This window comes from Boudabousia marimammalium (genome assembly GCF_001936115.1).
In the GTDB taxonomy this organism is placed as follows: Bacteria; Actinomycetota; Actinomycetes; order Actinomycetales; family Actinomycetaceae; genus Boudabousia; species Boudabousia marimammalium.
Genome location: NZ_MPDM01000005.1, coordinates 116,524 through 139,186, shown reverse-complemented (window position 1 = coordinate 139,186; position 22,663 = coordinate 116,524). Strand labels below are relative to the sequence as shown.

Sequence of the window (22,663 nt, the reverse complement as noted above, 5' to 3'; positions counted from 1 at the left end):
GCTGTAATCTTCATCACTTGAGTGCCACATTAATGATTTCCAAGCCCTCCGCCGGAGCAAAATCGGCTGATTCGCAGGCTTCCGCCAAAGAAAACTCCCGATATTTTGCCCCCACAGACTGCGCGAAAGCAGCGAAATCTAGGTGCTGCTCAGTCCTAAAGAAACGATCAAAAAGCGCCTGCGGGGCTGCCGCGTGCTCAAGGCCAGCAAAAATACTACCCCCGCCATCATTAAGCACGATCACCTGCAGGCCGGGTAAAGCCAAGACATCCTCGACCCCCAAAGAAGGTAGCAAAGACATGGCATCATGCAAGAAAGTCAAATCCCCCAAGACCACGCGGGTGGGACGGTTCGTGCCGCGACGCACCCCGCGGGCTGTCGCCAAGGTGCCGTCAATGCCCGCTAAACCGCGATTAGAGAAAACCTGCAGCGGCCCATCAGAATCCACCAAGATCGCATCCGCAGCGCGATCAAAGTAGCGGATAATCGAGGAAGCTCCAATCATCAGATTCAAATCAGCCTGCTTCGACTCCGCCCACAAACGTGCCGCCAAATGCTGCGGAGAAACCGCTGGGAAGTCAGGACGACTGGCTACCTGCCAGCGCTCCAACCATTCACCGCGGCCGGACAACTCAGACAGGCTATGGCGCTGCGACCACTGGCGCGCCGCTTCCGCCGCATCGACCGGGCAAAGCACCGCCGCGGCCCTGCCCGCCTGATCAGCCCACTGCCCGCCCGGGGAAAGCACCACTAGGCGGGCCTGCTCGAAAGCCAACAAACGACTCACCGGGCGAGACAAAGTAGGCCGCCCCAACTGAATAATCTGCTTCACCTGCCGCGCCAGTTCAGAGGGCTCCCGCAAACCCAAAGCCTGCTGATAGTCACGCAGCGTCACCGTAGCGTCACCGGCATGGGTGAGACTCCCGCGCGCTAAGGAACTAGGCTCGGCCAGCAGCGGCCAACCGGTCAATGCCGCAATCATGCGGCTTTCCGGGCCCGCACCGGCACCCGCTACGATAACAGTCTGGTCCTCATCCCAATCAATCCCAGTCACGGGAGATTCAGCTAAAGATCCGCCTTCAGGGGTGGCTTGCAAGGAACGCCGCGAGATGTGCACGACCTCAGGTTTCTGACCCGGCCGCCACTGCTGTTGCGGCACCAACGGGTCAGCAAAGCATAGATTCAAATGGGACACTCCCTCGACCCCAGAGAACATCCCGCAGGCAGAACACACTGCGCGACGGAGCAAAGCATCCATTCGTGCCGGATCATAACCGGCAGGAACATCAAAAGCAAAGACCGGGGCGGCACCAAAAATTCCGACCTGCTCGGTGGTCTGGTTCGCCCCCGTTCCCCGCAGTTCATGCGGCCGATCCGCAGACAGTACCAAGAGCGGCACCCCAGCATGAGTGGCTTCCAAAACCGCAGGATGCACATTCGCGACCGCAGTCCCAGAAGTCATCACGATTGAGACCGGGGCTGAGCGATCCTCATCCGAAAGAGACAGTCCGAGGGCGTAGAATCCCGCCGACCGTTCATCCAAACAAATATGCGTGCGAAGCCACCCGGCATCCTCCGCAGTAGCCAGCGCATAAACCAGCGGGGCTGACCGCGAACCGGGACAGACCACGACTTCTTTCACCCCGTAACGGACTAAAGCGGTAACCGTGGCGCGTGCCAAATTCGTGGCTGCAGATTCTGATTCCTGTAGGCTCATGATTTCCATTATCCCATCTGCTGCGTCATCAGTCGGAGTCTTTCCTCCCAACGGGAAAGCAGCTGCCCGGACACTTCTGCATTTCCGTTTCCTTGACTGTCCAGTAACGTCGCCTCATCCAGGCCGGGCCGCTCTAAGGAGACGAAACCGGGCCGGTGTGTAACCTTCATGGCTGGATTACCAGCGAGTAAATCCCCAGTCGCTAGGCCGCAGGCGTAAGGCAAATCCGGCAAAGTGGCGGCCAGTGCAGCGCCGCCCCAAATTCCGACACCAGAATCCAGAGCCGAAGACACCACCGCCGGGAGGCCGAGCTGCTCACAAATCTGGGCGGCCGCCCGCACCCCACCCAAGGGCTGCATTTTCACAATCATCACGTCGGCGGCTTCAGCGCGGGCGACGCGCAGCGGGTCACTGGCGCGACGCACCGACTCATCTGCCGCTATCGGCACCTGCACCCGGCGTCGCACCGCCGCTAGTTCCTCTACCGTTTCACAGGGCTGTTCCACGTACTCTAGGCCACCGGCTACCGCATCCAACTGCGCGATGGCTGAAACCGCCGCGTCCTCGTCCCAAGCTTGGTTCGCGTCCACGCGAATCTTCCCACCGGGGCCGAGGGCGTCTCGCACGGCCTCCAGTCGGGCACAATCAGCGGCCAGCCCAGAATTCGGGTCTGCGACCTTAACTTTGGCGGTGTGGCAGCCGCTGTTTTTGACCCGCTCATAGGCGACTTGCGGCGCACAGACCGGCACGGTCACATTCACTGGAATTTCAGTGCGTAGCGGGGCGGGTAGAGTAGCGGTGGCCAGCTCGATTCCGGCGCGGAGCCAGGTGGCGGACTCCTTCGGCCCGTAATCCCAGAAGGGGCTGACCTCACCCCAGCCGGCACGGCCATGCAAGAGCAAGCCCTCACGTTCAGTGATGCGCCGAAAACGCATCCGCATGGGCGTGGACCAGGCCACCACTCGGTCAATCCCTGCCTCTTGTAAGACGGTGGGGATCTGCGCCGCAGTGAACTCCCGCATGATCAGTTTGCCGCTCATGCGTCTATCTGCTCCAGTTCAAAAGCCTTCAGCTGGGCAAAATTCGCAACATAGAGTTGCTCGCTCTCTTCCCCGGAGAGCGCCGCCAAGTCGAAGGCCCCTTCCGGCGGCTCATTAATCCGCACGAAGGCGGTAGTCCCCACCAGGTCCACCAGTTCAAGATTGTGTTCACCAGTAGTCAACTCATGCGGGTAGGCGGGAAGCGGCTCCCCTAAATGTTTAATCGCGACCGGGTTCACCCACGGGTCCATGTCAGCGAGACCCGCCAGCGCTTCCGGCAGGGACGCACCGAGGGAGCCCAGCTCATTCCCGACTGCTTCACCGCGCAAGCCGTAAGCATCCAGCAGGCCAGCAATCTCCGTCGCCGTATCGGCCAGCTCCCCGGCCAGCTGTCCCACAGTCACATCGGAAAGGAAGCCTTTAGCTTTGGTGACAGTTCGCACAGCCTGTTTAATCCCTCCCTGCTTACTGGCCAGATTTTCTGCTTCACGCACTTCCCAGCCGTCCGCATATTCGCCAAGGCGTACGGTCATCACGGCGCCTTGCTCAATCCAACGGGAGAGCTTACGCGCTGACCGTGACGTTCCCACTTTGAGGGAGCCATCAGCGAACACTGCAACATACAGGAAATGGGGCCGATCTAGGTAAGAAGTCAAAGTCGGGGAGGCTTGTTCGCGGGTAGTGTTGTGAATCTGCCAGGACTCGTCCGCCCGCCCGCACCGGTAGCATTGGGTGCCTTTTTTGATTCGGTTACCCCACGGGCAGGGCACTTCGGTGAAACCGCCCTCGGCTTTGAGCTGCCAGTAGCCGATGCAGTGGCGCTGCCCGTCGGCGCGGTAGTGCAGGGCGTCACTGGGTTTGATCACGGTCGCTCCAGTAGCCAGCGATCCCTCCCCCTCGGCCTCCGCTAGGGTTTGCGCAGTGAGGACTGTGTCTGTTTCGGCAGCTTTGAAGTTGGTGACCAGAATTCGCATGCCTCTAGCCTACCGCGTCCATTCCGCATCTACCCGTGAGGGGTGTGAAGTCGCTAAACTGGACGCATGAGTGTTCTACCTTTCGTTTCTGATACTTTCGACCCGGCCCGCTGGCGGGAAATCCCCGGCTTCGCTGACTTGCAGGAGGTCACCTATCATCGTGGCATTAGTCGCGGGGACGAGGATGGGCGCCCGGCGGGCGCCTTACTGCCGGTCGTGCGGGTGGCGATTGACCGCCCGGATGTGCGTAACGCCTTCCGGCCCGCCACCGTGGATGAGCTGTATCGGGTGCTAGATCACGCCCGGATGAGCGGCGATGTAGCGGCCGTAATTTTGACCGGTAATGGGCCTTCCCCGAAGGATGGCGGCTACGGTTTCTGCTCTGGCGGGGATCAGCGGATTCGTGGGCGATCCGGCTACCAGTATGAAACTGAAGGCGCAGATTTTAGTGCCAATGTGGATGCGGCAACGCGCCAAGCACAGGTCGATAAGGCCCGGGCGGGTCGGCTCCACATTCTGGAGGTGCAGCGCCTGATTCGCACCATGCCGAAGGTTGTGATTGCCGCGGTGAACGGTTGGGCGGCCGGTGGCGGGCACAGTTTGAATGTGGTTTGTGATCTTTCCCTTGCTTCACGTGAGCACGCCCGTTTCATGCAGACGGACGCGAATGTGGGCTCTTTCGACGCCGGCTACGGTTCCGCGCTACTGGCCCGTCAGGTGGGCGACCGCCGGGCACGAGAAATCTTCTTCCTAGCCCGCCCCTACACGGCTGAGCAGGCCGAACAATGGGGGGCCGTCAATGAGGCTGTCCCGCATGAGAAGCTGGAAGAAACCGCCCTCGAATACGCGCGGATTATTGCGACGAAATCCCCGCAGGCGATCCGCATGTTGAAGTTCGCTTTCAACCTGGCTGATGATGGTTTAGCTGGGCAGCAGGTTTTCGCCGGTGAGGCCACCCGTTTAGCCTATATGACCGATGAGGCGGTGGAGGGCCGGGACGCTTTCTTGGAGCGGCGCGAACCCGACTGGACTCCCTACCCTTACTACTTCTAGTCCTGTTTAGGTAGGTTACCGTTCGACTACTGCACGCTCATTCTCTTCAAGAAGGCCGCCATGGCGTCCCGATTCGTCGCCTTCCAAGGCCGGTATTCCCTACCTTGAGGCGTATTCCAGCCAGTGGATAGACCCGAGTACCCCATCCATTGAATCTGCTCGTAGAAAGGATGGCTCGGGGGAACATCCTTGAAGAACTGTGGGCGGCCGTCCACTGTGGCATTTCGGGCCGTTTGGGAACATGCCTGCGGGTACTGGTGACACATGCGGTAGAGGAAGGCCGCCATGGCGTCCCGGTTCGTTGCTGCGGTAGGACGGAAAGTGCCATCACTCCAACCGGTACTGATGCCGTTAGCTTTCGCCCAGCTGATTTCCTTATAAAAGGCCGTTCCAGGGGGAACATCCACAAATTCTTCGACAGTATTTTCTGTCGGAACCTCCACAGTGGTTCCCTTCACCATGCGGTGCAGGAAGGTTATGACAGCATCGCGTTGCACCGGAGTCCACGGACGATAAGTGCCGTCCTCCCATCCCGTGCTCAGGCCCTGAGCTTTCATCCAAGTAATTTCGTTAAGGAAGAGATTATCGTCATCCACGTCAACGAAAGGTAGGCGCGGTCCAGTCACCATATATTGCGCGGCTTTATTGCGCACTCTTTGCAGCTGCATGTAAAGCGCATTCCCGGGGCAGGAAGTGGAACCAACATCACGGTGTCCTCCCACAACCGGGGCGGTAAAAGGCGGTTTGTGGCCCTTAGCTTTCTCCGTGAAAGTTACTTGGCCAAGCGGGTTCAGACCCATCTGATCAGCTTTCCAAGCCACTACTTCTGCTAGTTTCTGTTCCGCAGCGGGGCTAATCTCAGCACTCTCATAAGACCCCAGGACTGAGATTCCGAAAGTCACGCTGTTAACACCCCAAGCGTGCGCGGCCACTGGGTTCAACTGTACATTACCGTTGCGTCCCTGCCAGGCTCGCCCAAAGCGGTCAATGATTACGTTGTAGCCAATATCCCCCCAGCCCCTAACTTTGGCATGGAAGTAATAGATATTCCTAATCAACCCTGGAATCTGCGCTTTTGTGGCATGATCTCCACCAGTCGCAGTATGGTGCACAATGATTGCTTTCGGATGGCCATATTCGACTTTCCAATCCAGAAGTTTCGGGTCGGCACCCCAAGCTTGCCGTGACAGAATTTCAGGCCGACGCAGACGCGGCCGCGGATTTTGCTTAGCGCTCTTTACTACCAGAGGAATCGCGGAAAAATAGGTGCTGCGAATCGGCGCGTTTACTAAGTCGCTGTGCTCAACATAGTCGGCGGCTTCACGATGTCCCGTACCCTCACCATGATTAGCATCCCTAAGGTGATGACCAGCTTCGATTGCGGGACCATTTTGGAAATCAGGATTGTCCTCTCCCTCGTTCTCCTGTCCAGCGGGTGATTGACTGGAGACAATCGTAATCTCTGGTTCCTCCGGCAGAGTTTGCCCCGGCGAGACCATGAGTTTGGCTTCAACCATGGTGGCATTAGTGATTGCCGCTACTTCGGTCCCTCCCCGCTCAAGGAACCGCGCGCCTTCTCTTTCACTAATTTGGTCTTCACTCTGATGGTTGAGATGATTCCACGGCAACCAGTTGCCATCAACTAGGAAACGATAGTAGACGACCACGTCGGAGGGGCTGGTTTTCCACGTCAGTCCCAACACCGTAATATCGGTGGTAAGAGCGCGACGAAAAGTAACTGCTTCCGGTTCGATTGTGCCACCGGGCAAGGGGATTCCATGCTTATCAACCCCCTCCGCTGCGGTGGGGATAGTGGGCACCAGATCCATCCGGTAGGTTTGAGCGCTTGGCTCTTCCGCGGGACTATCCTCATCATTGCGCGTCACAATCCCGTTCAAGTCGTCTGTGCCGCTAGTTTCAGCGGCTACTTGAGCGCCATTCACGCCCGGCCAGGCCGTTATCTCGGGACTACCCACAACCGGATTAAACGAAGAAAAAGCGCCAGCCACTAGGCTGAGCGCCACAGAAGCGCCTACTAATATCCGCATTTCACCACTCAGTTCTCAAAATATAGCAACCGGATTCCCTCAAGCGAAGGTAACCGCCTGTTTCCAAGGTACTCTATTGATATGTCTAGCGTACTCGTTTCCAGCGAAAATCTTGTTTTTCGCCCCTGCGTGGGCGGGCTTATGCCAGATAACATTGCCCGCTTCACCCGGGAACTGGCAGGTTTAATTACCGAGGGCGGCCACAGCGTTAACCCGTCACACCCAATCTTGGTGCCGGTTGATGACGGGGCCGAGGGCGGGCCTGACTCATCACCTGAACGGGTGATTCAGGAAGTGGAAAAGCAGTGTCGCCAGTGGGCTGGAAAAGAGCAGGTCGCGGATTTAGCGCAAACCGATCTGATTGCCCACACCTCCGGCACCACTACTGGCAACTCGAAGTTAGTGTCTTTAACTAGGGAGGCACTGCTTGCCAGCGCCCGGGCGACCCTTGATTATCTGGGCGGGCCAGGGCACTGGGTGGTGACTTTGCCGGTGCATCATATTGCCGGATTGCAGATGCTGACGCGGGCGATTATCTCCGGTACGCAACCGCTGGTGGCGCAGCGCCCGGCGGGTAGGTTCTCCCTGCCACAGTTTATTGCGGCCACGCGGCAGGCGGCTGAGCAGCAGGCCGGCGCTTTGCGGCTCTACACTTCTTTGGTGCCGCGGCAGCTGGAGCGAATCATGGGTGACGCTCAGGCAGTCGCAGCAGTCCGAAGATATGATGCGATTTTGGTGGGCGGCCAGGCCACACCTGCCCCGCTGTTGCAGGCGGCCCGCAATATCGGCTTGCAGATTTTCACCACCTACGGTTCCACTGAAACGGCCGCCGGCTGTGTTTACAATAGCTTCCCCCTGCCGGGTGTGAAACTCAGGCTCTCTGCGGATGGGGTGATCCAGATTGCAGGAGAGCAGCTCATGTCCGGCTACCTCAACGCACCTTCACCCTTCGTGGAAGAAAACGGAATCCGCTGGCTGGAGACTTCCGACCTGGGCCGGCTGGGCTCGGATGGTTCCCTGCAGGTCACTGGCCGCACTGATGACCTACTCATTATTGGCGGACTCAAGGTTCAGCCCGGACTGGTTGAAGAAATCCTGCGCTCCCATCCGCTGATTAGTGACGCCGCAGTGGTGGCCATCCAGTCTGAAACTTCACCGCGCCTCGGGGCACTGCTGGCCCCCTCGTCCTCGGCCCCCAATCCTTTCCCCGCGCAAACTTGGAGGCAACTTGCAGACGCAATCTCCTCCCAGCTGGGGCACGCCAGCGTCCCCCAGATTGTGAAAACCACCCCGGCTCTCCCCTTGCGGGGCATCGGGAAGGTGGACCGCGCCGCCGCGAGGGCGCTGTTGTCCGCGCCGGGCGGTAGACTAGGGGCAGAATCTGCGACAAGTGAGGAATAGCTATGGCCACTGTTGGTGACTGGATTGAGGGCGCGCGGCTACGCACCCTGCCCGCTGCGATTGCGCCCGTAATTTTGGGATCCGCCGGAGCGGGAGCATTAGATTCGTTTTACTGGGACCGTGCGCTCCTGGCTTTAGGCGTGGCCCTCGCCCTACAAGTCGGCGTGAACTACGCGAATGACTACTCTGACGGGATCCGTGGCACCGACGATAACCGCACCGGACCGCCGCGACTGACCGGCGGAAAACTTGCCGCCCCCCGTACCGTGCTCGCAGCCGCTTTCGGATGCTTCGCGCTGGCCGGCGTGCTGGGTCTATTGCTGCTCTATCTGTCGGGGGCATGGTGGTTCCTGATTCCCGGCATCCTAGCGGTGGTGGCAGCCTGGTTCTACACGGGCGGTAAGCACCCCTACGGCTACTACGGTCTGGGCGAAGTTATGGTGATGGTCTTCTTCGGCTACCTTGCCGTGCTGGGCACCACCTGGACGCAAGCCCATGCGGCGCCTTGGTGGATGTGGTTCGCTGCGACCGGTGTGGGACTACTGTCCGCAGATATTCTCATGGTCAACAATCTCCGTGATCTCGCTTCCGACAAGGTTAGCGGTAAGAAAACCCTAGCGGTCCGTTTAGGGGATAAAGCCTCCCGCTACTGGTTTATTGGCATCGCCATGCTGGCCGCCCTCAGCGGCGTCATCACTGTCATGGGCGCGCGCGGCTGGTGGGGCGCAGTGTCAGCCTTCATGCTGTTCCCGCTTTGCTGGCTGCCCACTATCCCGGTCCGACGTGGCGCCAAAGGCATGGACCTGGTGGCGGTTTTGAAAATGACCGGTATTGTTACCGTCGTCTACGCTCTAGTCGTAGGCGCTTGGCTCCTAATCTGAAGTAGGCTGGTCTTATGGCACGAATCTTACTGTACGTTGTACCCATCCTGTTGGCCCTCTATGCGCTGATTGAATGCGCCCTCACTGACGGTGAGGAAATGCCCTACCGGATCCCTAAGCCCTTCTGGTTCGCCATTATCTTGCTCCTCACCGTGATTGGGCCGCTGGCCTGGATAGTGCTGCTCCGCATTGAACGAGCTGAGCGCGGGGAGAAAGCGCCCTCGCCCCGCGACGTGCTAGGGAAAGTGGAAAATATGGCCCGCGGGCAGCAGTCCGAACCGGAACCAGAAGCCGGACCGCACAGCCCCGATGATGACGAAGAATACTTGGAGCGTATCCAGCGGGAAGTCAATCGGCAAAAACTCGCGAAACAGCGAGCGGCAGAGAAAGAAGCCGAACGCAAAGCCCTCTTAGAGGAACAAAAACGTCAGCAGCAGGCCAAATCCAGTCCAGAGCAGCCAGAGAATGACTCAAATCAGGACGGTGGAGAGGCCGAGGACTCCACGAAAAATCAAGCCGAGGAAGACCCGCAGGAGAACTCCCCCGAGGCTGAAAACTAACGGGCTTGCAAAACCCCTGTCAGCTCAACCGGAGATTTACCCCAGCCACCTTTCCGCCCCACATACAATCGGACTGCTAGCTATTTGGCTCCGCCAGTGTTCACTCCGGCAGCGGACTGCCCGGGCGTCACATCGCTAGCTTGACCGAGCAGATGCGCGGATGGTTCCGCGTACTCAATCCCCAACAGGGTGTGACCTGCGAAAACAAAAGAAGTGATGGAGCCGAGGGAGCACTCCCGTTTCCGCGGATCATGCGGCAGCGGCCAACCCTCGGCAAAAGAACGTAGCATCCAGATTGGCAGCTGATGCGAAACCAGCAGAGCCTCCGCCCCGGAAACCCGATCAATCGCGGCAGAAACTGCGGCCCGCATCCGGTCGACCTGCTCCTGATAAGGCTCACCCCAAGAGGGACGCAAAGGGTTCGCGTAGCGTGACCAGTACCGAGGGTGCCCCAAGGCTAAGGGATTAGCGTGAATCGCCATCCCCTCAAAGCTATTTGCCGCCTCAATCAGGCGCGTATCAGCCTGAACTTTTAAACCATAAGCCTGCGCGGTCGGGGTGGCCGTCTGCTGCGCCCGCAACAGCGGGGAAGCAATCACCGCTTGAATATCAGCCTGCAAGGATTGCAGGTAGTCAGCCCCCGCCTGGGCCATCTGCTGACCCAAATCAGAAAGGCGGTAGCCACGTAGCCGGCCATACAAGATTCCTTCCGGATTGTGGACCTCACCGTGACGCATGACGTGGATTATGGTTTTCTTCATAACCGTCATTTTGTCAGAGATTAACCAGAAAATCTCATTTCAAGCTAATCTAGGAACATGACAGAGTCAGATTTTCAGCATCCTTCAGAAGCTAAAGCCCCTTCCGCCGGAGTGGTTTTACACTCGCCACAGGAAAAAGCGGAAGTAGCTGCCTTCTTCGATATCGATGAGACTCTAATTCGGGGGGCCTCCGCGTACCATGTGGCCAAGGAGCTCTACCAGCGAAAATTCTTCGGCAAACGTGACCTAGTTTTCGCTGCCCGTCACGCCCTGCTTTACCGTCTGTTAGGTGAAGACCGAACCCGTATCCAGAACGTGATTGACCGGGCCCTCAACGTGATGGCTGGACGCCCCGCAGCGGAACTAGACGAGATTGCCACCTCCCTGTATCAAAAAATCTTTTCACACCGCATCATCCCCGGCACCAAAGAGATTTTGGATGAACACCTTCGCCTCGGGCATGAAGTCTGGCTGATTTCCGCCACTCCGATTCAGGTGTCCACGCTGCTGGCCGAAAGACTGGAAGCTACCGGCGCCCTCGGCACCCAGGTGAAAATCGGGGAGGACGGAAAGTTCCTGCCCGAGCTGGAAGGCCCCATCATGCACTTGAAAGGTAAGTCAATGGCGGCCCGGGCTCTAGCCCACGAACGCGGCCTTGACCTAGACCATTCCTACGCTTACGGGGATTCCATTAACGACCTACCTCTGCTCACCACGGTTGGGAACCCCTCCGCCATCAACCCTGAACCTCTGCTCCGGATTGTGGCTTTAGAAAAAGACTGGCCGATTCATAGTTTCCGGCGGCGCATCGACTTAAAACTGATTGCGAAGCGAACCCTGAAAACCGCCCTCGGCACCTTCTTCGTGTCGTGGCTGTACCGCCGTTTTACTACGCGACACTAAACGTGAAGAACAGATTGAGGGTCGATCCTAGTAAATCTGACCGACCCTCAATCTGTAAAACTTAGCTAAGTAGTTACTCAGCCTGTCGACTTTGCTACGCACGCGAAGCAGTCTGCTTTTCGGGCAAGCTAAAAGCCACCCGCTAAAAACAGGCTTACTTCTTGTTACGACGCTGGTGACGAGTCTTACGAAGCAGCTTACGATGCTTCTTCTTAGCCATACGCTTACGGCGCTTCTTAATAACGGAGCCCATACGGCCCTCCCTATGTTTCGATCAGACGCAACCCGAATCAGATTACGCAACTTCCGCTGGTGACAGTGAAATCTATATTAGCTGATATTACTGGCCAATGACGGTATCACGCCGGGTAACCCAATCACCCACCCCACGCAGCTTCAGTTGTTCAACCACACCACGTGGAATCTGGAATGAGCGCCCTGCCCGGATAGCGGGCAAAGTACCATCTTGTATCATTCGATACACCGTCATTTGAGACACCCGCAAAACCCCTGCAACCTCTGAAACGGTTGCAAATTGGGGACCATCTGGTTCAGACATGAGGCCTCATTCCAATCACTAGCAAACAGCGAGACTAATGCGTGTGTTTCTTATATTGATTCTATACCAGCCCTTCCCAGTCGCATAGTTTTTACCTCTCAGAACCCTGGCGTGCACCCAAAAATCTGGCATAGTGTGTTAGATACCATAAAATTACATAGGATATTTACCATCTAACAGGTAATCCCCAGACAGGGCACTAAGATAGTCCCAGTGACAGCAGTGAGCTGTCAGGTAACGCCCTGCACGACCGGGAAAGAAAGAGGTGTCACATGGCAGACGATCCTAAGCGTCGGTTCTCGCGGCACTTCAACCGCGGACGTCAGCTCCCCTTGTCTTCCTCTGGCTCACCCGACGGAGCCAGCTCAATCGGATTCAAGGCAGCCCCAGACGCTGACACCAGCACACAGATTCGCTACGCCACCAGCAAGGACCAGCGCTATCTCCATGTATCTCGTTCCCGCACGCAGATGTTTCGGGAGTTCTTTGAGCGGATGGCGCGCGATTATCCGGCCCGCTTAGCTCTTTCCATCTTCGCCGGCTTCATTCTGTTCATGACCGGCTGGCTGATGCTTCCTATTTCTACTGCCAGTCGTCAATCGCCCAGTTTCGCCGACGCCCTCTTTACCGCCACCTCCGCTGTCTGTGTCACCGGCTTGTCAGTCCAAGACACCATCACTTACTGGTCAATTTTCGGACAGATTGGTATTGCTGTCGGGATTGCGGTGGGCGGCCTCGGAATCATGACGCTGTCATCGATCTTGGCGATGGTGGTTTCTCGGCGAATCGGTTTGGCCAGTCGGATGCTGGCCGCCAGCGAACGAAAAACCCAGTCGCTAGGTAGCCTCGGCCCCCTCCTTAAGGCAGTTATCTTAACTTCCGTGATCTGCGAAGGGGTCCTTTTCGCGATTTTCTTGCCCCGCTTCCTCACTATGAAAGAAGACCTCCTGCCGGCCATCTGGCACTCTATCTTCATGTCGATTTCGACTTTCAACAATGCCGGATTTGAAACCATTCAGGCGGGTCTTAGCTCCCACGTGGAAGACGTCTGGATGCTCACCCCAATTGCGCTAGGTACTGTGGTCGGCGCCCTCGGTTTCCCTGTCATTCACAATATGTGGCAATACCGGCACTCTCCCCGGCACTGGACTTTACACACTAAGCTGACAATCTCCACTTACGGCATTATTGCGGCGCTTTCATTCGTTCTGATTCCCCTTTCTGAGTGGAGCAATCCTAAAACTTTTGGTGGTCTGAGCTGGTCCGGCAAACTAGCTAACGCCTTCCTCGGCGCAGTTAACACGCGATCGACCGGCCTGTCTGCCCTCGATATTGGGGAAATGAGCCGTTCCACCTGGCTATTGCAAGACATCTTCATGTTCATTGGGGGTGGCTCCGGCTCTACCGCTGGTGGCGTGAAAGTCACCACCATCGCCGTGCTGGTCTTGGCGGTTGTGGCGGAAGCCCGTGGTAGCCGAGACATTGAAGCCTTTGAACGCAAGATTCCGACTGAGACCGTCCGGGTGGCCGTGTCCATCGTCTTAATCAGTACATTCACCATCGTCGTGGCAGTGTGGCTGCTCATGCAGATGACCAACTACAGCCTAGACGCACTTCTTTTTGAATCTATTTCCGCTTTCGGTACCGTTGGCCTATCTACCGGCATCTCTATGGCCAGAGACCTGCCTGATGGTCCGAAATATGTGCTCACCGCGCTGATGTTCTTCGGCCGTACCGGTACCATGACAGTGGCTGCCGCACTCGCTATGACCAACCATCGTCGGCTATTCCACTACCCGCCAGAAAGCCCAGCGGTCGGCTAATCCATATGCTCTCCCGCTAATGTCCCGCGGGTCAGCTAGTCTTAGAGATAGCATTATTACATTGATTTAATGGCTGCAGTCGCGGCCTTGGTGAAGGAGTCTTAATGGCCAGTAAGAACGAAAGCTCGCAGGCGTCCACCCTAGTGATCGGCTTGGGACGTTTTGGCTCAGCGGTGGCTGCAACCTTGGATCGCCTCGGCCAGGAAATCTTAGTGTTGGAAAAGAATCCCGCCACCGTAGAAAAGTGGGCGGGACGCATCCCCCTCGTCGAGGGCGACGCCACCAGCCCGGAGGTTTTAAATCAGGTGGGAGCCAGCGACTTCACAACTGCCGTAGTGGGCGTGGGTAGCTCCTTGGAAGCCTCCGCGCTCATCACCGCAAACCTCGTTGACTTAAAGAAAGTCCAGATTTGGGCGAAAGCTACCTCCCGTGAGCACGGACGTATTCTGCGCCGTATCGGCGCTCATCACGTTGTCTACCCGGAGTTTGACGCAGGCCAGCGCACCGCCCACCTAGTGGGTGGGCGAATGCTTGACTATATTGAGCTGGAGCGTGATGGCTTCGCGGTCGTGAAGATGCTGCCGCCGCGTGAAATTCAGGGCTTTACCATTGGCGAGAGTGAAGTCCAAACCAAGTACGGTGTGCGCATTATTGGCGTAATGTCTCCCGGGCAGCAGTTCGAGTATGCCACTGAGACTACCCTGGTCGGCAGCAACGATATTTTGATTGTTTCAGGTGACTCTGAACTGTTGGATGCTTTTGGTCGCCGCCCGTAAACACAGTCAAATCAAAGCGAAAGGGATCCTAATTTAAATGGCACGGCAAAAGACCCTGTACAGTTGCACCGAATGTGGTTGGAGCACAACCAAATGGGTGGGACAGTGCCGAGGGTGCCAAGCCTGGTCCACCCTGGAGGAAAACCTCCCACAAGCTACCGGCCAAGTACAGAGTCTAGCCCCAGCTACCCCGGCGCAACCGATTAGTCAGATTGATGGGCAGGCCACTAAACGTCGCTCCACGGGGGTGCCGGAACTCGACAGAGTGCTGGGTGGCGGCTACGTTCCCGGCGCGGTCGTCCTGCTCACCGGCGAACCTGGTGTCGGAAAATCTACTCTCCTGCTGGAAGTTTCCGCCAAAGCGGCTGCCGCTTCGCGCCGAGATGGGCTCTCCCCCGTCCTGTATGTGACCGGTGAAGAGTCTGCCTCCCAGGTGCGACTGCGGGCCGAACGGATTAACGCCCTCGATGACTCTCTTCTGCTGGCGACCGAAACTGATGTCTCAGCGGTACTGGGACAGGTTGAGAGCACTAATCCTTCGCTCCTGATTGTGGACTCTGTGCAGACTATGACTTCCAGTGAGGTCGATGGAAGCGCGGGTGGCGTCGCGCAGGTTCGAGCCGTGGCGGCAGCCTTGATTGCGATGGCTAAGCGCCGTAATTTACCGGTCATTCTAGTCGGACATGTCACCAAGGATGGTTCCATCGCGGGACCGCGCAACCTGGAACACTTAGTGGACGTGGTTTGTCATTTCGAGGGCGACCGTCACGCTCGCCTACGCCTGTTGCGTTCTATTAAGAACCGGTACGGAGCAACCGATGAGGTGGGCTGTTTTGAAATGGGAGATTTTGGCATCCACGGTGTAGATGACCCTTCGGGATTGTTCTTGAGTGACACAGCTTCAGACGTGTCGGGCACCTGCGTAACTGTCACGGTGGAAGGACAGCGCCCCATGCCCACTCAGGTGCAGGCCCTAGTCGCAGCTTCTGGCGGAGGCTCCCCGCGACGTACCACGGCAGGCGTTGATCATTCCCGCGTGGCCATGACCCTAGCAGTTTTGCAGGCCCGGGCCGGCTTCGATTTATCTTCCCAGGATGTCTATGTTTCTACCGTGGGTGGAGCGAAAACCACGGAACCGGCAGTAGACGCAGCCGTGGCTCTGGCCTTGGTCTCAGCCGCTACGGGAAGGCCTCCAAAAGCCGGTCTGGTAGCGATCGGTGAGGTCGGATTAACCGGAGAGCTACGCTCCACAACAGCGATTGGAAGGCGGCTAGCTGAAGCCCACCGTTTAGGTTTCAATCACGCAATCGTACCCCGCCAAGGCTGGGATGCGGCAGCGAAACCGGCCGGCATGAAAGTCACTGCTGTGGACCATATCCGGCAGGCGATTGCCGCCGGGTTGGCACCGGCCAGCTAGCGGAACCACCGGGGAAGCCGAGGAGACTTTTCGGTCTTTACGCCGGCTATTTAATGACAAAGGGAGCGGCAGGCGTACCCAAATCACCTTTGATGAAAGGGGTAGCGACGTAGGTTCCTGGTTCTGCCCAGTCACCCACCTTGCATTGTCCATCCCGGCTATGCCCATCCCATTGCACGCCGTATTCCACTGTGGACCTGCCCGCAATCAAGATGACGTCGCTAGTGTCTTCCCCGCAGGTTTTCGGATCATACACTTGTGCGGGACCAGAAACAATCTTCACGCCCAACTCATTGGGCGAGGCCTCCAAATTACACGGGTAGTCGCTCTTATTGCTGAGCATCAGCGCAAACTTGACCGGTTTGCCGTGATCAAGCTGAGTGGATGGCAGCTTCACTGAGACATCTAAATCCGATAATTCGCACCGGTACACTTGCACGGGAACTTCAGTTGTGGAGCGGGCTTCAACTTGTTGGGGATCTTCCGCACCGGAATCGTCCATGCGGAAAATCCCAATCACGATCGCTGCTATAACCATCAGGGCAATCCCTAGGTATAGCAACACCCATGCACCCCACTCGAACCAGTGCAGGCTATGGAAGGGCTGTTTCGGGACGGTCCATCCCAGTAGTCGGCTGCCTGCCAGCCAGTCCCGCGCTCCCCCTGATTGGGGTTTCTTCGGCCGCGGACGGTTAGCGGTTGGGCGCCGACGCGCCGAGGGCGTGCGAGGGGCCCGGTCAGCAGCCCGAGGTCCACTTCCCTTGATTGACGGCGTCGGACGAGCCTTGCTTTTACCTGCTGGCCGCGCCGTGGGCCGCGCCGTCGCTCCGGCTTTGGGGGCACGCCCTCGTCGAGCTGATTCTTGCAGGCGGTCAGCTTCGCTACGCATACTGGGGGCAGGACGATCCGAACGCGGGCGCGGACGTGAGGCACGTTTAGCTTCGCGTTCTTGAGCTTCACGCTCCATCTGCTGGGCACGCTCCCACACACTCAATGGTGGTTGCGGCTCTTTTCGCCCGTCCGCAGGCCCCTTGGGGCCTTGCTGCTGTCGTCCGTCCCCGCCAGCCGAGTTTCCTCGATTGGACCTAGCTTGGTCACCGCGGGGAGGTAAAGGCCGAGGACGTCCCGCCGCTGGGGGCTTCGGCTTTTTCCGGTCTCGTGAATCCATATTTCGACGTTAAGGCAAAAGGGAGTCACTTCGAGAAGTGGCACGCCGGGGAACATTCATTGGACGAGGATGAGATACCTGATCGTTACTATTCTCGTCATCATCAATCACGCACCAGCGTTCCACAATGATGGACACAATTAGCAGGGCTAGGGCTCCCAGAGCGTTTAATCCTGCGTAGAGGGCATTGGTCCGAAGGAGCGGAATCTCCCAGTGGGCTGCGCCAATCCAGATTTGACTGGTCAGCAAACCTAAGAACAGGGAGGCAGTGTAGGCGCCAGAATGTGACATCACAACCACACGGAAGGCACCTAGAGGAGTCATCCTGGTCCGTTCACGGCGCTTGAGTTTGAGTACTTGACGGCCCTGCACAAACAGATAGACAGCTACCCCGAAAAACAAAATGGACAATAGCGGCGTCATCACGATGGGATTATACGCATTGACAATGATCCACTGTGTAATGACCCAACCGCCTACTCCTGCTATCAGCACAATACCCGCTAGTAGCAGATAGTTTAAGCGTTTCATCACTTGCCCTTTTCGGCTTCATCCGAGATTATGCTGTCGAAATCCTCCGGAGGCAGGATCGGGATAGTACCGGTGGTGGTTGGACGAACAACGACCCGCCGCATTGAGGTTGAGGTACGCACAGCGGGGGACTGCGCAGGTAGATCAGCTGTATTCAGGACGCTTTTCGCGTCCTCATTACCGTCTTTGAGTTCACGTTCCATTTGCGCAACTACGGGGTCTTTTTCCTGTAGCCGCTCACGAATTGATCTGCGTCGAGGAACGCTCTTAACCGTTTCAGTGACTACATCAGCAGCCTGGGTGAAGGTTGGAACCGGGTCTTCCTCGGCCACCACGAGCGGGGCCGCAGGGAAGCCTTCAGCTAGCCAATCAGTATCGAAGGAGACTATGTCGTCCCTAGTGGGAAGGGCATCTGCCATGTCAGCAACCAACTGACCGTCCGGGAAACTTGCTTCCTGGTCGGTCATCGCCCAGGGGCCCAGCACGAAGATGCGTTCGTGGGCACGGGGGTGCGGAATAGTTAGCCGATCATTTTGCCAGCGCTGATTCCCGATGGCAATAATGTCGATATCAAGGGGACGCGGCTGCCAGTGCTCACCCAGTCTACGTCCCGCTTTAACTTCCAGATTCTGCGTAAACTCAAATAGTGCTTCCACTGAAAGCTCAGTAGTCAAAATAACGATCGCATTGGAGTAGTCTGGCTGCGGAGCTTGCCCGGGAGCCAAAGCCGCTGGAGTTTTTACCAGCGGAGAGACTTCCAGCAGTTCAATCAGAGGATGACTCTCTAACTGTCCAACCGCCCACCTCAGATTATGCTGCGTAGCGCCGATGTTCGCACCTAGCGCCAGCACGTATTTGTCTGTGAAAATATGATGCGGTTGTTCTGCCTCAGCTTCTCCAACTACGGTTTCATCATCGGTTTGAGCATGATCGGTTTCTGTATCCCCCTTAAGGAGTTCAGCGAAGGAAGCAAAGCTAGGATTCGGAGCGGAAACCACCACCGGCATAGCAGAATCTGGTTCTTCACCAGCTTCGTTTCCCTCTGCTTCGTCCTCAGGGGAGGAAGGCTCAGCTGACTCCGATCCCAACACATTAACATAGTCCGCATACCAGCTGCGGTCACGCTCAATCGCAACTGAAACATCGGAGGCCCCCACTCCGCAATCAGCGGCAGGCTTATGCAAAGTGATTTTCACGGCCAGAATCCGCTCATCATCCAGCACTCCGACAGCTACGCGCTGCGCGACAGACTCAAGCAGGTTGAAGGTATTTCCCGCAATAATAGAATGAACTTTTTTAGCGAGGTCTGAATAGTTTACGGTGTCGTCAAGTTCGTCGCTGTGGGCAGCCACCTCGGTGTCGACCGACAGCTCTATATCGGCGATGAACTGCTGTCCCTGGACGCGTTCCCATTCGTGCACCCCATGGTATCCAAGGACCGATATTCCTTGGATTCGAATAATGTCATTGTTCACGGGGATCCTCCGTAGTCTGCGTCTCCAGTAGCTGCCTGCTTGCAGCCACATTGTGTACTCTCACTGCCCAAACATTACTGCGCGCCATTTGCGCAGATATTTGGGCGGTCGCAAAATCACGTTGCGCCATGGTCGGTTCGGATACCAGTTGCGTGTTCAAAAACCGTTTGCGCGAAGCACCAACCAGCACCGGGTATGATTTTTCAGTTATTTCGCCAATTCTATCAACCAGTTCCCACGACTGTGTGGCGGTTTTCGAAAATCCCAGACCCGGGTCAATAATAATCTGTTCGTTTTTGACGCCGGCAGATTGTAACTCAGCGATGCTAGCTTCTAGTTCAGCCCAAACGGTGCCGACCAGGTCACTCCCGTAGTCGGTCAGCTGATCCATCACATCCGGGGTTCCACGCCAATGTTGGCAAACATAGAGTGCCCCTGACCCAGCGATTACTGCGGCCATTTTGGCATCATAGTGGCCGCCGGAAACATCGTTAATAATGTCTACACCGTAGCTCAAACAGGCTTGAGCCGTCTCAGCATGCAAAGTATCAACCGAAATCGCGAAGCCCTCAGCCGTCATTGCTTCCACCAGCGGCAGGATGCGGTCACATTCTTCCGCCGGGCTGATTCGCGTGGAGCCGGGCCGGGTGGATTCTCCCCCAATATCGATTAGGTCCGCCCCTTCCGCGCGCATCTCTTCGGCTCTTTCTAGGCCGAGGTCGAGGGTGTTCCATTTCCCGCCATCGGAGAAGGAATCTGGCGTCACATTGAGAATCCCCATGATTCGCAAAGGGCCAGGAGCAATCAATTCAAGCTGGGAGGCTTTCATTCATGGTCACCGTCCACGTGAGGGTTACCCAGTAGGGCCAGAAAATCAGCGCGATGAGAGCCACCGGGCGCGCACTCTCCACGCCCCGCGATGGTTACCGTATCCGCCAGTCTCTGCCGGACTCCCCGCACACTCATACAGGTATGCTCTGCCTCCATTACGACCCCCACCCCGATCGGGTCGAGGGCCTCTTGTAGAGCGTCAGCAATCTGGTTCGTCAGCTTTTCTTGTAACTGGAGGCGGTGCGCATAACCGTCCACTAGGCGGGCCAGTTTAGATAAGCCGACTACTTTCCCGTCACGCGGAATGTACCCAATATGGGCGACGCCCTTGAAGGGTAACAAATGGTGTTCGCAGACTGACTCGAAACCGATATCTCGGACAATCACCAGATCTGAGTGGTGGCTTTCAAAAACCGTTTCAAGCTGCTGTACTGGCTCCGCGGCTTGGCCGTTCAGCATCTCCTGCCAGGCTTTTGCCACCCGCTTCGGCGTGTCAACCAATCCAGGACGAGTAGGATCTTCCCCTAGTGCCTTCAGCAAATCAGTGACTGCCTGCTCTACTGATTTCAGGTCGATTGCTTCACTCATGGTTTCATTCCTGCGGCTGATCGGCGCCCTCGACACCCTCGACGGGTGTGCTGCCATCGGGACCGTGCTCTTCCAGCTCTACCACCGGAGCACTCGGGGTGGTGGGGACTTCTCCTTCCCCTGTACCAATGGGGTGACCGAAAACGGCACCCTCAATGGCAGCTTCGTTCAGGTAGTTCCAGACCTCACGGTCAGGCTGTTTGACGACATCGTGGAAGATTTCCGCCAGCTCATCTTCCAGCAGCGTTTCAGCTTCCAGCAGCCGACCCGCCAAACGATCCAAAACCTTACGGTTACGGGTCAGAATCTCCCAAGCTTCACGGGTGGCGTGGTCCATCAGGGCGCGGATTTCTTCGTCCACGGTGGCTGCGACTTGACCGGAAACGGGGGCTTCCTGCTTGCCGCCGTAGCGACTACCAGTGAGCCCATCAGACTGCCCACCGCCCAGCTTGACGTTACCAATCTTGGAGCTAAAACCGTAGTCGGTGACCATCTTGCGGGCATTCGCGGTGGCGTTCTCAATATCGTTGGAAGCACCGGTCGAAGGATCTCTAAAGACTAACTCTTCCGCGACCCTACCACCTAGGGCATAAACCAGATCATCGAGAAGCTGATTGCGGGTACGTGAATAGCGGTCCTCTGAGGGCATCACCATGGTGTAGCCGAGTGCGCGTCCACGCGGCAGAATCGTCACCTTCGTAACTGGATCAGTGTAGTTCAGGGCGGCCGCACAGAGGGCGTGTCCGCCCTCGTGATACGCGGTGACAAGCTTGTCATGCTCGTTCATGACGCGGGTCCGTTTTTGTGGGCCAGCAATCACACGGTCGATAGCTTCATCAATCGCACGGATATCAATCACATCCGCGTTTTCACGGGCCGTCAGCAAGGCTGCTTCATTGAGCACGTTGGCTAGGTCAGCTCCGGTGAAACCTGGGGTGCGCTTCGCGACGGCTGTAAGATCGACATCAGGCATCATAGGTTTGCCTTTGGCGTGTACCTGCAAAATCGCGGCGCGGCCCTTCAGGTCTGGGGCTTCCACCGAAATCTGACGGTCGAAACGTCCCGGACGGAGCAGGGCAGAGTCAAGAATATCGGGGCGGTTAGTCGCAGCGATAACGATGACGGAGGTCCGCTCATCGAAGCCGTCCATTTCCACCAGCATCTGGTTCAGCGTCTGTTCGCGTTCTTCACCGCCACCGCCCATGGCGTAACCACGGGAGCCGCCGACTGCGTCGATTTCATCCACGAAGATAATGGCGGGTTCTGCGGCCTTAGCGCGCACGAACAGGTCACGGACACGGGAGGCGCCCACGCCGGCGTACATTTCCACGAACTCTGAGCCGGAAATGGAGAAGAAAGGAACCTTCGCTTCACCAGCGACCGCTCTAGCTAGCAGGGTTTTACCGGTACCGGGAGGACCGTACAGCATGACACCCCGGGGGATCCGCGCACCAAGCTCAGTGTATTTCGAGGGGTTGGTCAGGAAGTCACGGATTTCTTCTAGTTCCTCAACGGCTTCGTCTTCGCCGGCTACGTCAGCGAAGGTAACGGTCGGGTTCTCATGATCAAACTCTTTGGCCTTAGCTTTGGAGAATCCACCCAGACCACCTAGGCCGCCGGAGTTTTTAAGTAGGTAACGGTAGAGGAAGAATAGACCACCCACGAAAATCACCATGGGGAGAACCAGGTTCGCAATGGAAGTCAGTACCGAAGGCTGGGGGTTCAAAGTGTTGTAGCCCTGCTCTGGTACTTTTCGGTTGATCAGGTCAATGACCCCGCTTGCTTGCGCTTGGGAGTACACGAAGCTGACCTCTTTGCCGCGCGGTTCGGCGGGGAGTTCCCCGCGCGCAGGCGTCGTATAAGCCTCTTTCAAAGTCAGGTTCACCCGCTGGGTGCCGTCATTGACGACTACCCTCTGCACGGTGTTGCCACGCAGCAGCTCCATACCTTCAGAGGTATCAATCTGGGAGGGGCCGAACAGCGTGCTGATGGTGCTGCCCAAAAGGACGACCAGAACCAGTGCGGGTAGCACCCACATCCACTTCCGCCCGTTTGGCTTTGCTTTCTTCGTTTCTGCCAATGCACTACCTTTCTGGACTACACATAATGCAATTCACTGTACTCTGCACAGCAAATTACACGGTTTTCGATACTTTT

Annotated in this window: 21 protein-coding genes; 8 read left to right on the top strand and 13 right to left on the bottom strand. The window is 57.3% G+C overall.

The window, feature by feature from the left end:
• Positions 1–13: 13 nt before the first annotated feature.
• Genes menD through BM477_RS05915 form a run of 3 tightly spaced genes read right to left on the bottom strand, consistent with a single transcriptional unit; the run spans position 14 to position 3,731 of the window.
• Positions 14–1,768, bottom strand: a complete 1,755-nt coding sequence (gene menD / locus BM477_RS05925) for a 2-succinyl-5-enolpyruvyl-6-hydroxy-3-cyclohexene-1-carboxylic-acid synthase (protein WP_143230225.1) — start codon at positions 1,766–1,768, stop codon at positions 14–16.
• The gene (locus BM477_RS05920; RefSeq protein ID WP_075361740.1) at positions 1,726–2,757 is read right to left on the bottom strand and encodes an o-succinylbenzoate synthase; all 1,032 of its coding nucleotides are present in this window, start codon (positions 2,755–2,757) and stop codon (positions 1,726–1,728) included. Before BM477_RS05920 ends, menD begins: the two co-directional genes overlap by 43 nt.
• Positions 2,754–3,731, bottom strand: coding sequence for a DUF2797 domain-containing protein (locus BM477_RS05915; protein WP_075361739.1), 978 nt, complete (start codon positions 3,729–3,731; stop codon positions 2,754–2,756). Before BM477_RS05915 ends, BM477_RS05920 begins: the two co-directional genes overlap by 4 nt.
• A 66-nt stretch (positions 3,732–3,797) precedes the next feature.
• Between BM477_RS05915 and BM477_RS05910 the strand changes: the two genes are divergently transcribed.
• Positions 3,798–4,784: a 1,4-dihydroxy-2-naphthoyl-CoA synthase gene (locus BM477_RS05910; RefSeq protein WP_075361738.1), complete on the top strand. Its 987-nt coding sequence runs from the start codon at positions 3,798–3,800 to the stop codon at positions 4,782–4,784.
• Between the two features lie 26 nt (positions 4,785–4,810).
• Here the strand turns inward: BM477_RS05910 and BM477_RS05905 are convergent, their stop codons facing one another.
• Complete coding sequence (locus BM477_RS05905) at positions 4,811–6,832, bottom strand: S-layer homology domain-containing protein (protein WP_075361737.1); 2,022 nt, start codon at positions 6,830–6,832, stop codon at positions 4,811–4,813.
• A gap of 141 nt (positions 6,833–6,973) precedes the next feature.
• On the opposite strand from BM477_RS05905, the gene BM477_RS05900 reads away from it, so the two are divergent.
• Genes BM477_RS05900 through BM477_RS05890 form a run of 3 tightly spaced genes read left to right on the top strand, consistent with a single transcriptional unit; the run spans position 6,974 to position 9,674 of the window.
• Positions 6,974–8,233 carry an AMP-binding protein gene (locus BM477_RS05900; protein ID WP_158024384.1) on the top strand — a complete coding sequence of 420 codons (1,260 nt, stop codon included), beginning with the start codon at positions 6,974–6,976 and terminating at the stop codon, positions 8,231–8,233.
• 2 nt (positions 8,234–8,235) lie between these two features.
• A complete protein-coding gene (locus tag BM477_RS05895; protein WP_075361735.1) occupies positions 8,236–9,114 on the top strand; it encodes a 1,4-dihydroxy-2-naphthoate polyprenyltransferase in 879 nt (292 codons plus the stop codon).
• Between the two features lie 14 nt (positions 9,115–9,128).
• Positions 9,129–9,674: a PLDc N-terminal domain-containing protein gene (locus BM477_RS05890; RefSeq protein WP_075361734.1), complete on the top strand. Its 546-nt coding sequence runs from the start codon at positions 9,129–9,131 to the stop codon at positions 9,672–9,674.
• 80 nt (positions 9,675–9,754) lie between these two features.
• Here the strand turns inward: BM477_RS05890 and BM477_RS05885 are convergent, their stop codons facing one another.
• On the bottom strand, positions 9,755–10,435 hold the full coding sequence (locus BM477_RS05885) for a histidine phosphatase family protein (RefSeq protein WP_075361733.1): 681 nt from the start codon (positions 10,433–10,435) through the stop codon (positions 9,755–9,757).
• Positions 10,436–10,492: 57 nt separating this feature from the next.
• Here BM477_RS05885 and BM477_RS05880 point away from each other — a divergent pair, with 57 nt between their 5' ends.
• The gene (locus tag BM477_RS05880; RefSeq protein ID WP_075361732.1) at positions 10,493–11,338 is read left to right on the top strand and encodes an HAD family hydrolase; all 846 of its coding nucleotides are present in this window, start codon (positions 10,493–10,495) and stop codon (positions 11,336–11,338) included.
• A 154-nt stretch (positions 11,339–11,492) separates the two neighbouring features.
• On the opposite strand, the gene BM477_RS05875 is transcribed toward BM477_RS05880, so the two are convergent.
• Both BM477_RS05875 and BM477_RS05870 read right to left on the bottom strand, forming a co-directional pair.
• Complete coding sequence (locus tag BM477_RS05875) at positions 11,493–11,591, bottom strand: 30S ribosomal protein bS22 (protein WP_003792170.1); 99 nt, start codon at positions 11,589–11,591, stop codon at positions 11,493–11,495.
• An 87-nt stretch (positions 11,592–11,678) separates the two neighbouring features.
• A complete protein-coding gene (locus tag BM477_RS05870; RefSeq protein ID WP_075361731.1) occupies positions 11,679–11,897 on the bottom strand; it encodes an excisionase family DNA-binding protein in 219 nt (72 codons plus the stop codon).
• Positions 11,898–12,169: 272 nt separating this feature from the next.
• On the opposite strand from BM477_RS05870, the gene BM477_RS05865 reads away from it, so the two are divergent.
• The 3 genes from BM477_RS05865 to radA all read left to right on the top strand — a co-directional run bounded on the left by BM477_RS05865 (position 12,170) and on the right by radA (position 15,913).
• A complete protein-coding gene (locus BM477_RS05865; protein WP_075361730.1) occupies positions 12,170–13,720 on the top strand; it encodes a TrkH family potassium uptake protein in 1,551 nt (516 codons plus the stop codon).
• Between the two features lie 104 nt (positions 13,721–13,824).
• A complete protein-coding gene (locus BM477_RS05860; RefSeq protein ID WP_075361729.1) occupies positions 13,825–14,496 on the top strand; it encodes a potassium channel family protein in 672 nt (223 codons plus the stop codon).
• A 37-nt stretch (positions 14,497–14,533) separates the two neighbouring features.
• Positions 14,534–15,913, top strand: a complete 1,380-nt coding sequence (gene radA, locus BM477_RS05855; RefSeq protein WP_075361728.1) for a DNA repair protein RadA — start codon at positions 14,534–14,536, stop codon at positions 15,911–15,913.
• A gap of 46 nt (positions 15,914–15,959) precedes the next feature.
• Here the strand turns inward: radA and BM477_RS05850 are convergent, their stop codons facing one another.
• Genes BM477_RS05850 through ftsH form a run of 6 tightly spaced genes read right to left on the bottom strand, consistent with a single transcriptional unit; the run spans position 15,960 to position 22,586 of the window.
• Positions 15,960–17,081, bottom strand: coding sequence for a hypothetical protein (locus BM477_RS05850; RefSeq protein WP_143230224.1), 1,122 nt, complete (start codon positions 17,079–17,081; stop codon positions 15,960–15,962).
• A 9-nt stretch (positions 17,082–17,090) separates the two neighbouring features.
• Entirely contained in the window at positions 17,091–17,612 is a 522-nt protein-coding gene (locus BM477_RS05840) for a DUF3180 family protein (protein WP_075361725.1), read from the bottom strand.
• On the bottom strand, positions 17,612–19,087 hold the full coding sequence (gene folK / locus BM477_RS05835; RefSeq protein ID WP_075361724.1) for a 2-amino-4-hydroxy-6-hydroxymethyldihydropteridine diphosphokinase: 1,476 nt from the start codon (positions 19,085–19,087) through the stop codon (positions 17,612–17,614). The genes BM477_RS05840 and folK overlap by 1 nt, the downstream gene beginning before the upstream one ends.
• Positions 19,077–19,916, bottom strand: coding sequence for a dihydropteroate synthase (gene folP / locus BM477_RS05830; RefSeq protein ID WP_075361723.1), 840 nt, complete (start codon positions 19,914–19,916; stop codon positions 19,077–19,079). The genes folK and folP overlap by 11 nt, the downstream gene beginning before the upstream one ends.
• Positions 19,913–20,506, bottom strand: a complete 594-nt coding sequence (folE, locus tag BM477_RS05825; protein WP_075361722.1) for a GTP cyclohydrolase I FolE — start codon at positions 20,504–20,506, stop codon at positions 19,913–19,915. Before folE ends, folP begins: the two co-directional genes overlap by 4 nt.
• 4 nt (positions 20,507–20,510) lie before the next feature.
• Positions 20,511–22,586, bottom strand: coding sequence for an ATP-dependent zinc metalloprotease FtsH (gene ftsH / locus BM477_RS05820; RefSeq protein ID WP_425425749.1), 2,076 nt, complete (start codon positions 22,584–22,586; stop codon positions 20,511–20,513).
• Positions 22,587–22,663: the final 77 nt, after the last annotated feature.

What these genes read in the sequence shown, in the direction of transcription:
- BM477_RS05920 (WP_075361740.1), bottom strand. Translation starts at nt 2,757, where the DNA reads ATGAGCGGCAAACTGATCATGCGGGAGTTCACTGCGGCGCAGATCCCC.
- BM477_RS05915 (WP_075361739.1), bottom strand. Translation starts at nt 3,731, where the DNA reads ATGCGAATTCTGGTCACCAACTTCAAAGCTGCCGAAACAGACACAGTC.
- BM477_RS05910 (WP_075361738.1), top strand. Translation starts at nt 3,798, where the DNA reads ATGAGTGTTCTACCTTTCGTTTCTGATACTTTCGACCCGGCCCGCTGG.
- BM477_RS05905 (WP_075361737.1), bottom strand. Translation starts at nt 6,832, where the DNA reads ATGCGGATATTAGTAGGCGCTTCTGTGGCGCTCAGCCTAGTGGCTGGC.
- BM477_RS05900 (WP_158024384.1), top strand. Translation starts at nt 6,974, where the DNA reads ATGCCAGATAACATTGCCCGCTTCACCCGGGAACTGGCAGGTTTAATT.
- BM477_RS05895 (WP_075361735.1), top strand. Translation starts at nt 8,236, where the DNA reads ATGGCCACTGTTGGTGACTGGATTGAGGGCGCGCGGCTACGCACCCTG.
- BM477_RS05890 (WP_075361734.1), top strand. Translation starts at nt 9,129, where the DNA reads ATGGCACGAATCTTACTGTACGTTGTACCCATCCTGTTGGCCCTCTAT.
- BM477_RS05885 (WP_075361733.1), bottom strand. Translation starts at nt 10,435, where the DNA reads ATGAAGAAAACCATAATCCACGTCATGCGTCACGGTGAGGTCCACAAT.
- BM477_RS05880 (WP_075361732.1), top strand. Translation starts at nt 10,493, where the DNA reads ATGACAGAGTCAGATTTTCAGCATCCTTCAGAAGCTAAAGCCCCTTCC.
- BM477_RS05875 (WP_003792170.1), bottom strand. Translation starts at nt 11,591, where the DNA reads ATGGGCTCCGTTATTAAGAAGCGCCGTAAGCGTATGGCTAAGAAGAAG.
- BM477_RS05870 (WP_075361731.1), bottom strand. Translation starts at nt 11,897, where the DNA reads ATGTCTGAACCAGATGGTCCCCAATTTGCAACCGTTTCAGAGGTTGCA.
- BM477_RS05865 (WP_075361730.1), top strand. Translation starts at nt 12,170, where the DNA reads ATGGCAGACGATCCTAAGCGTCGGTTCTCGCGGCACTTCAACCGCGGA.
- BM477_RS05860 (WP_075361729.1), top strand. Translation starts at nt 13,825, where the DNA reads ATGGCCAGTAAGAACGAAAGCTCGCAGGCGTCCACCCTAGTGATCGGC.
- radA (WP_075361728.1), top strand. Translation starts at nt 14,534, where the DNA reads ATGGCACGGCAAAAGACCCTGTACAGTTGCACCGAATGTGGTTGGAGC.
- BM477_RS05850 (WP_143230224.1), bottom strand. Translation starts at nt 17,081, where the DNA reads ATGGATTCACGAGACCGGAAAAAGCCGAAGCCCCCAGCGGCGGGACGT.
- BM477_RS05840 (WP_075361725.1), bottom strand. Translation starts at nt 17,612, where the DNA reads ATGAAACGCTTAAACTATCTGCTACTAGCGGGTATTGTGCTGATAGCA.
- folP (WP_075361723.1), bottom strand. Translation starts at nt 19,916, where the DNA reads ATGAAAGCCTCCCAGCTTGAATTGATTGCTCCTGGCCCTTTGCGAATC.
- folE (WP_075361722.1), bottom strand. Translation starts at nt 20,506, where the DNA reads ATGAGTGAAGCAATCGACCTGAAATCAGTAGAGCAGGCAGTCACTGAT.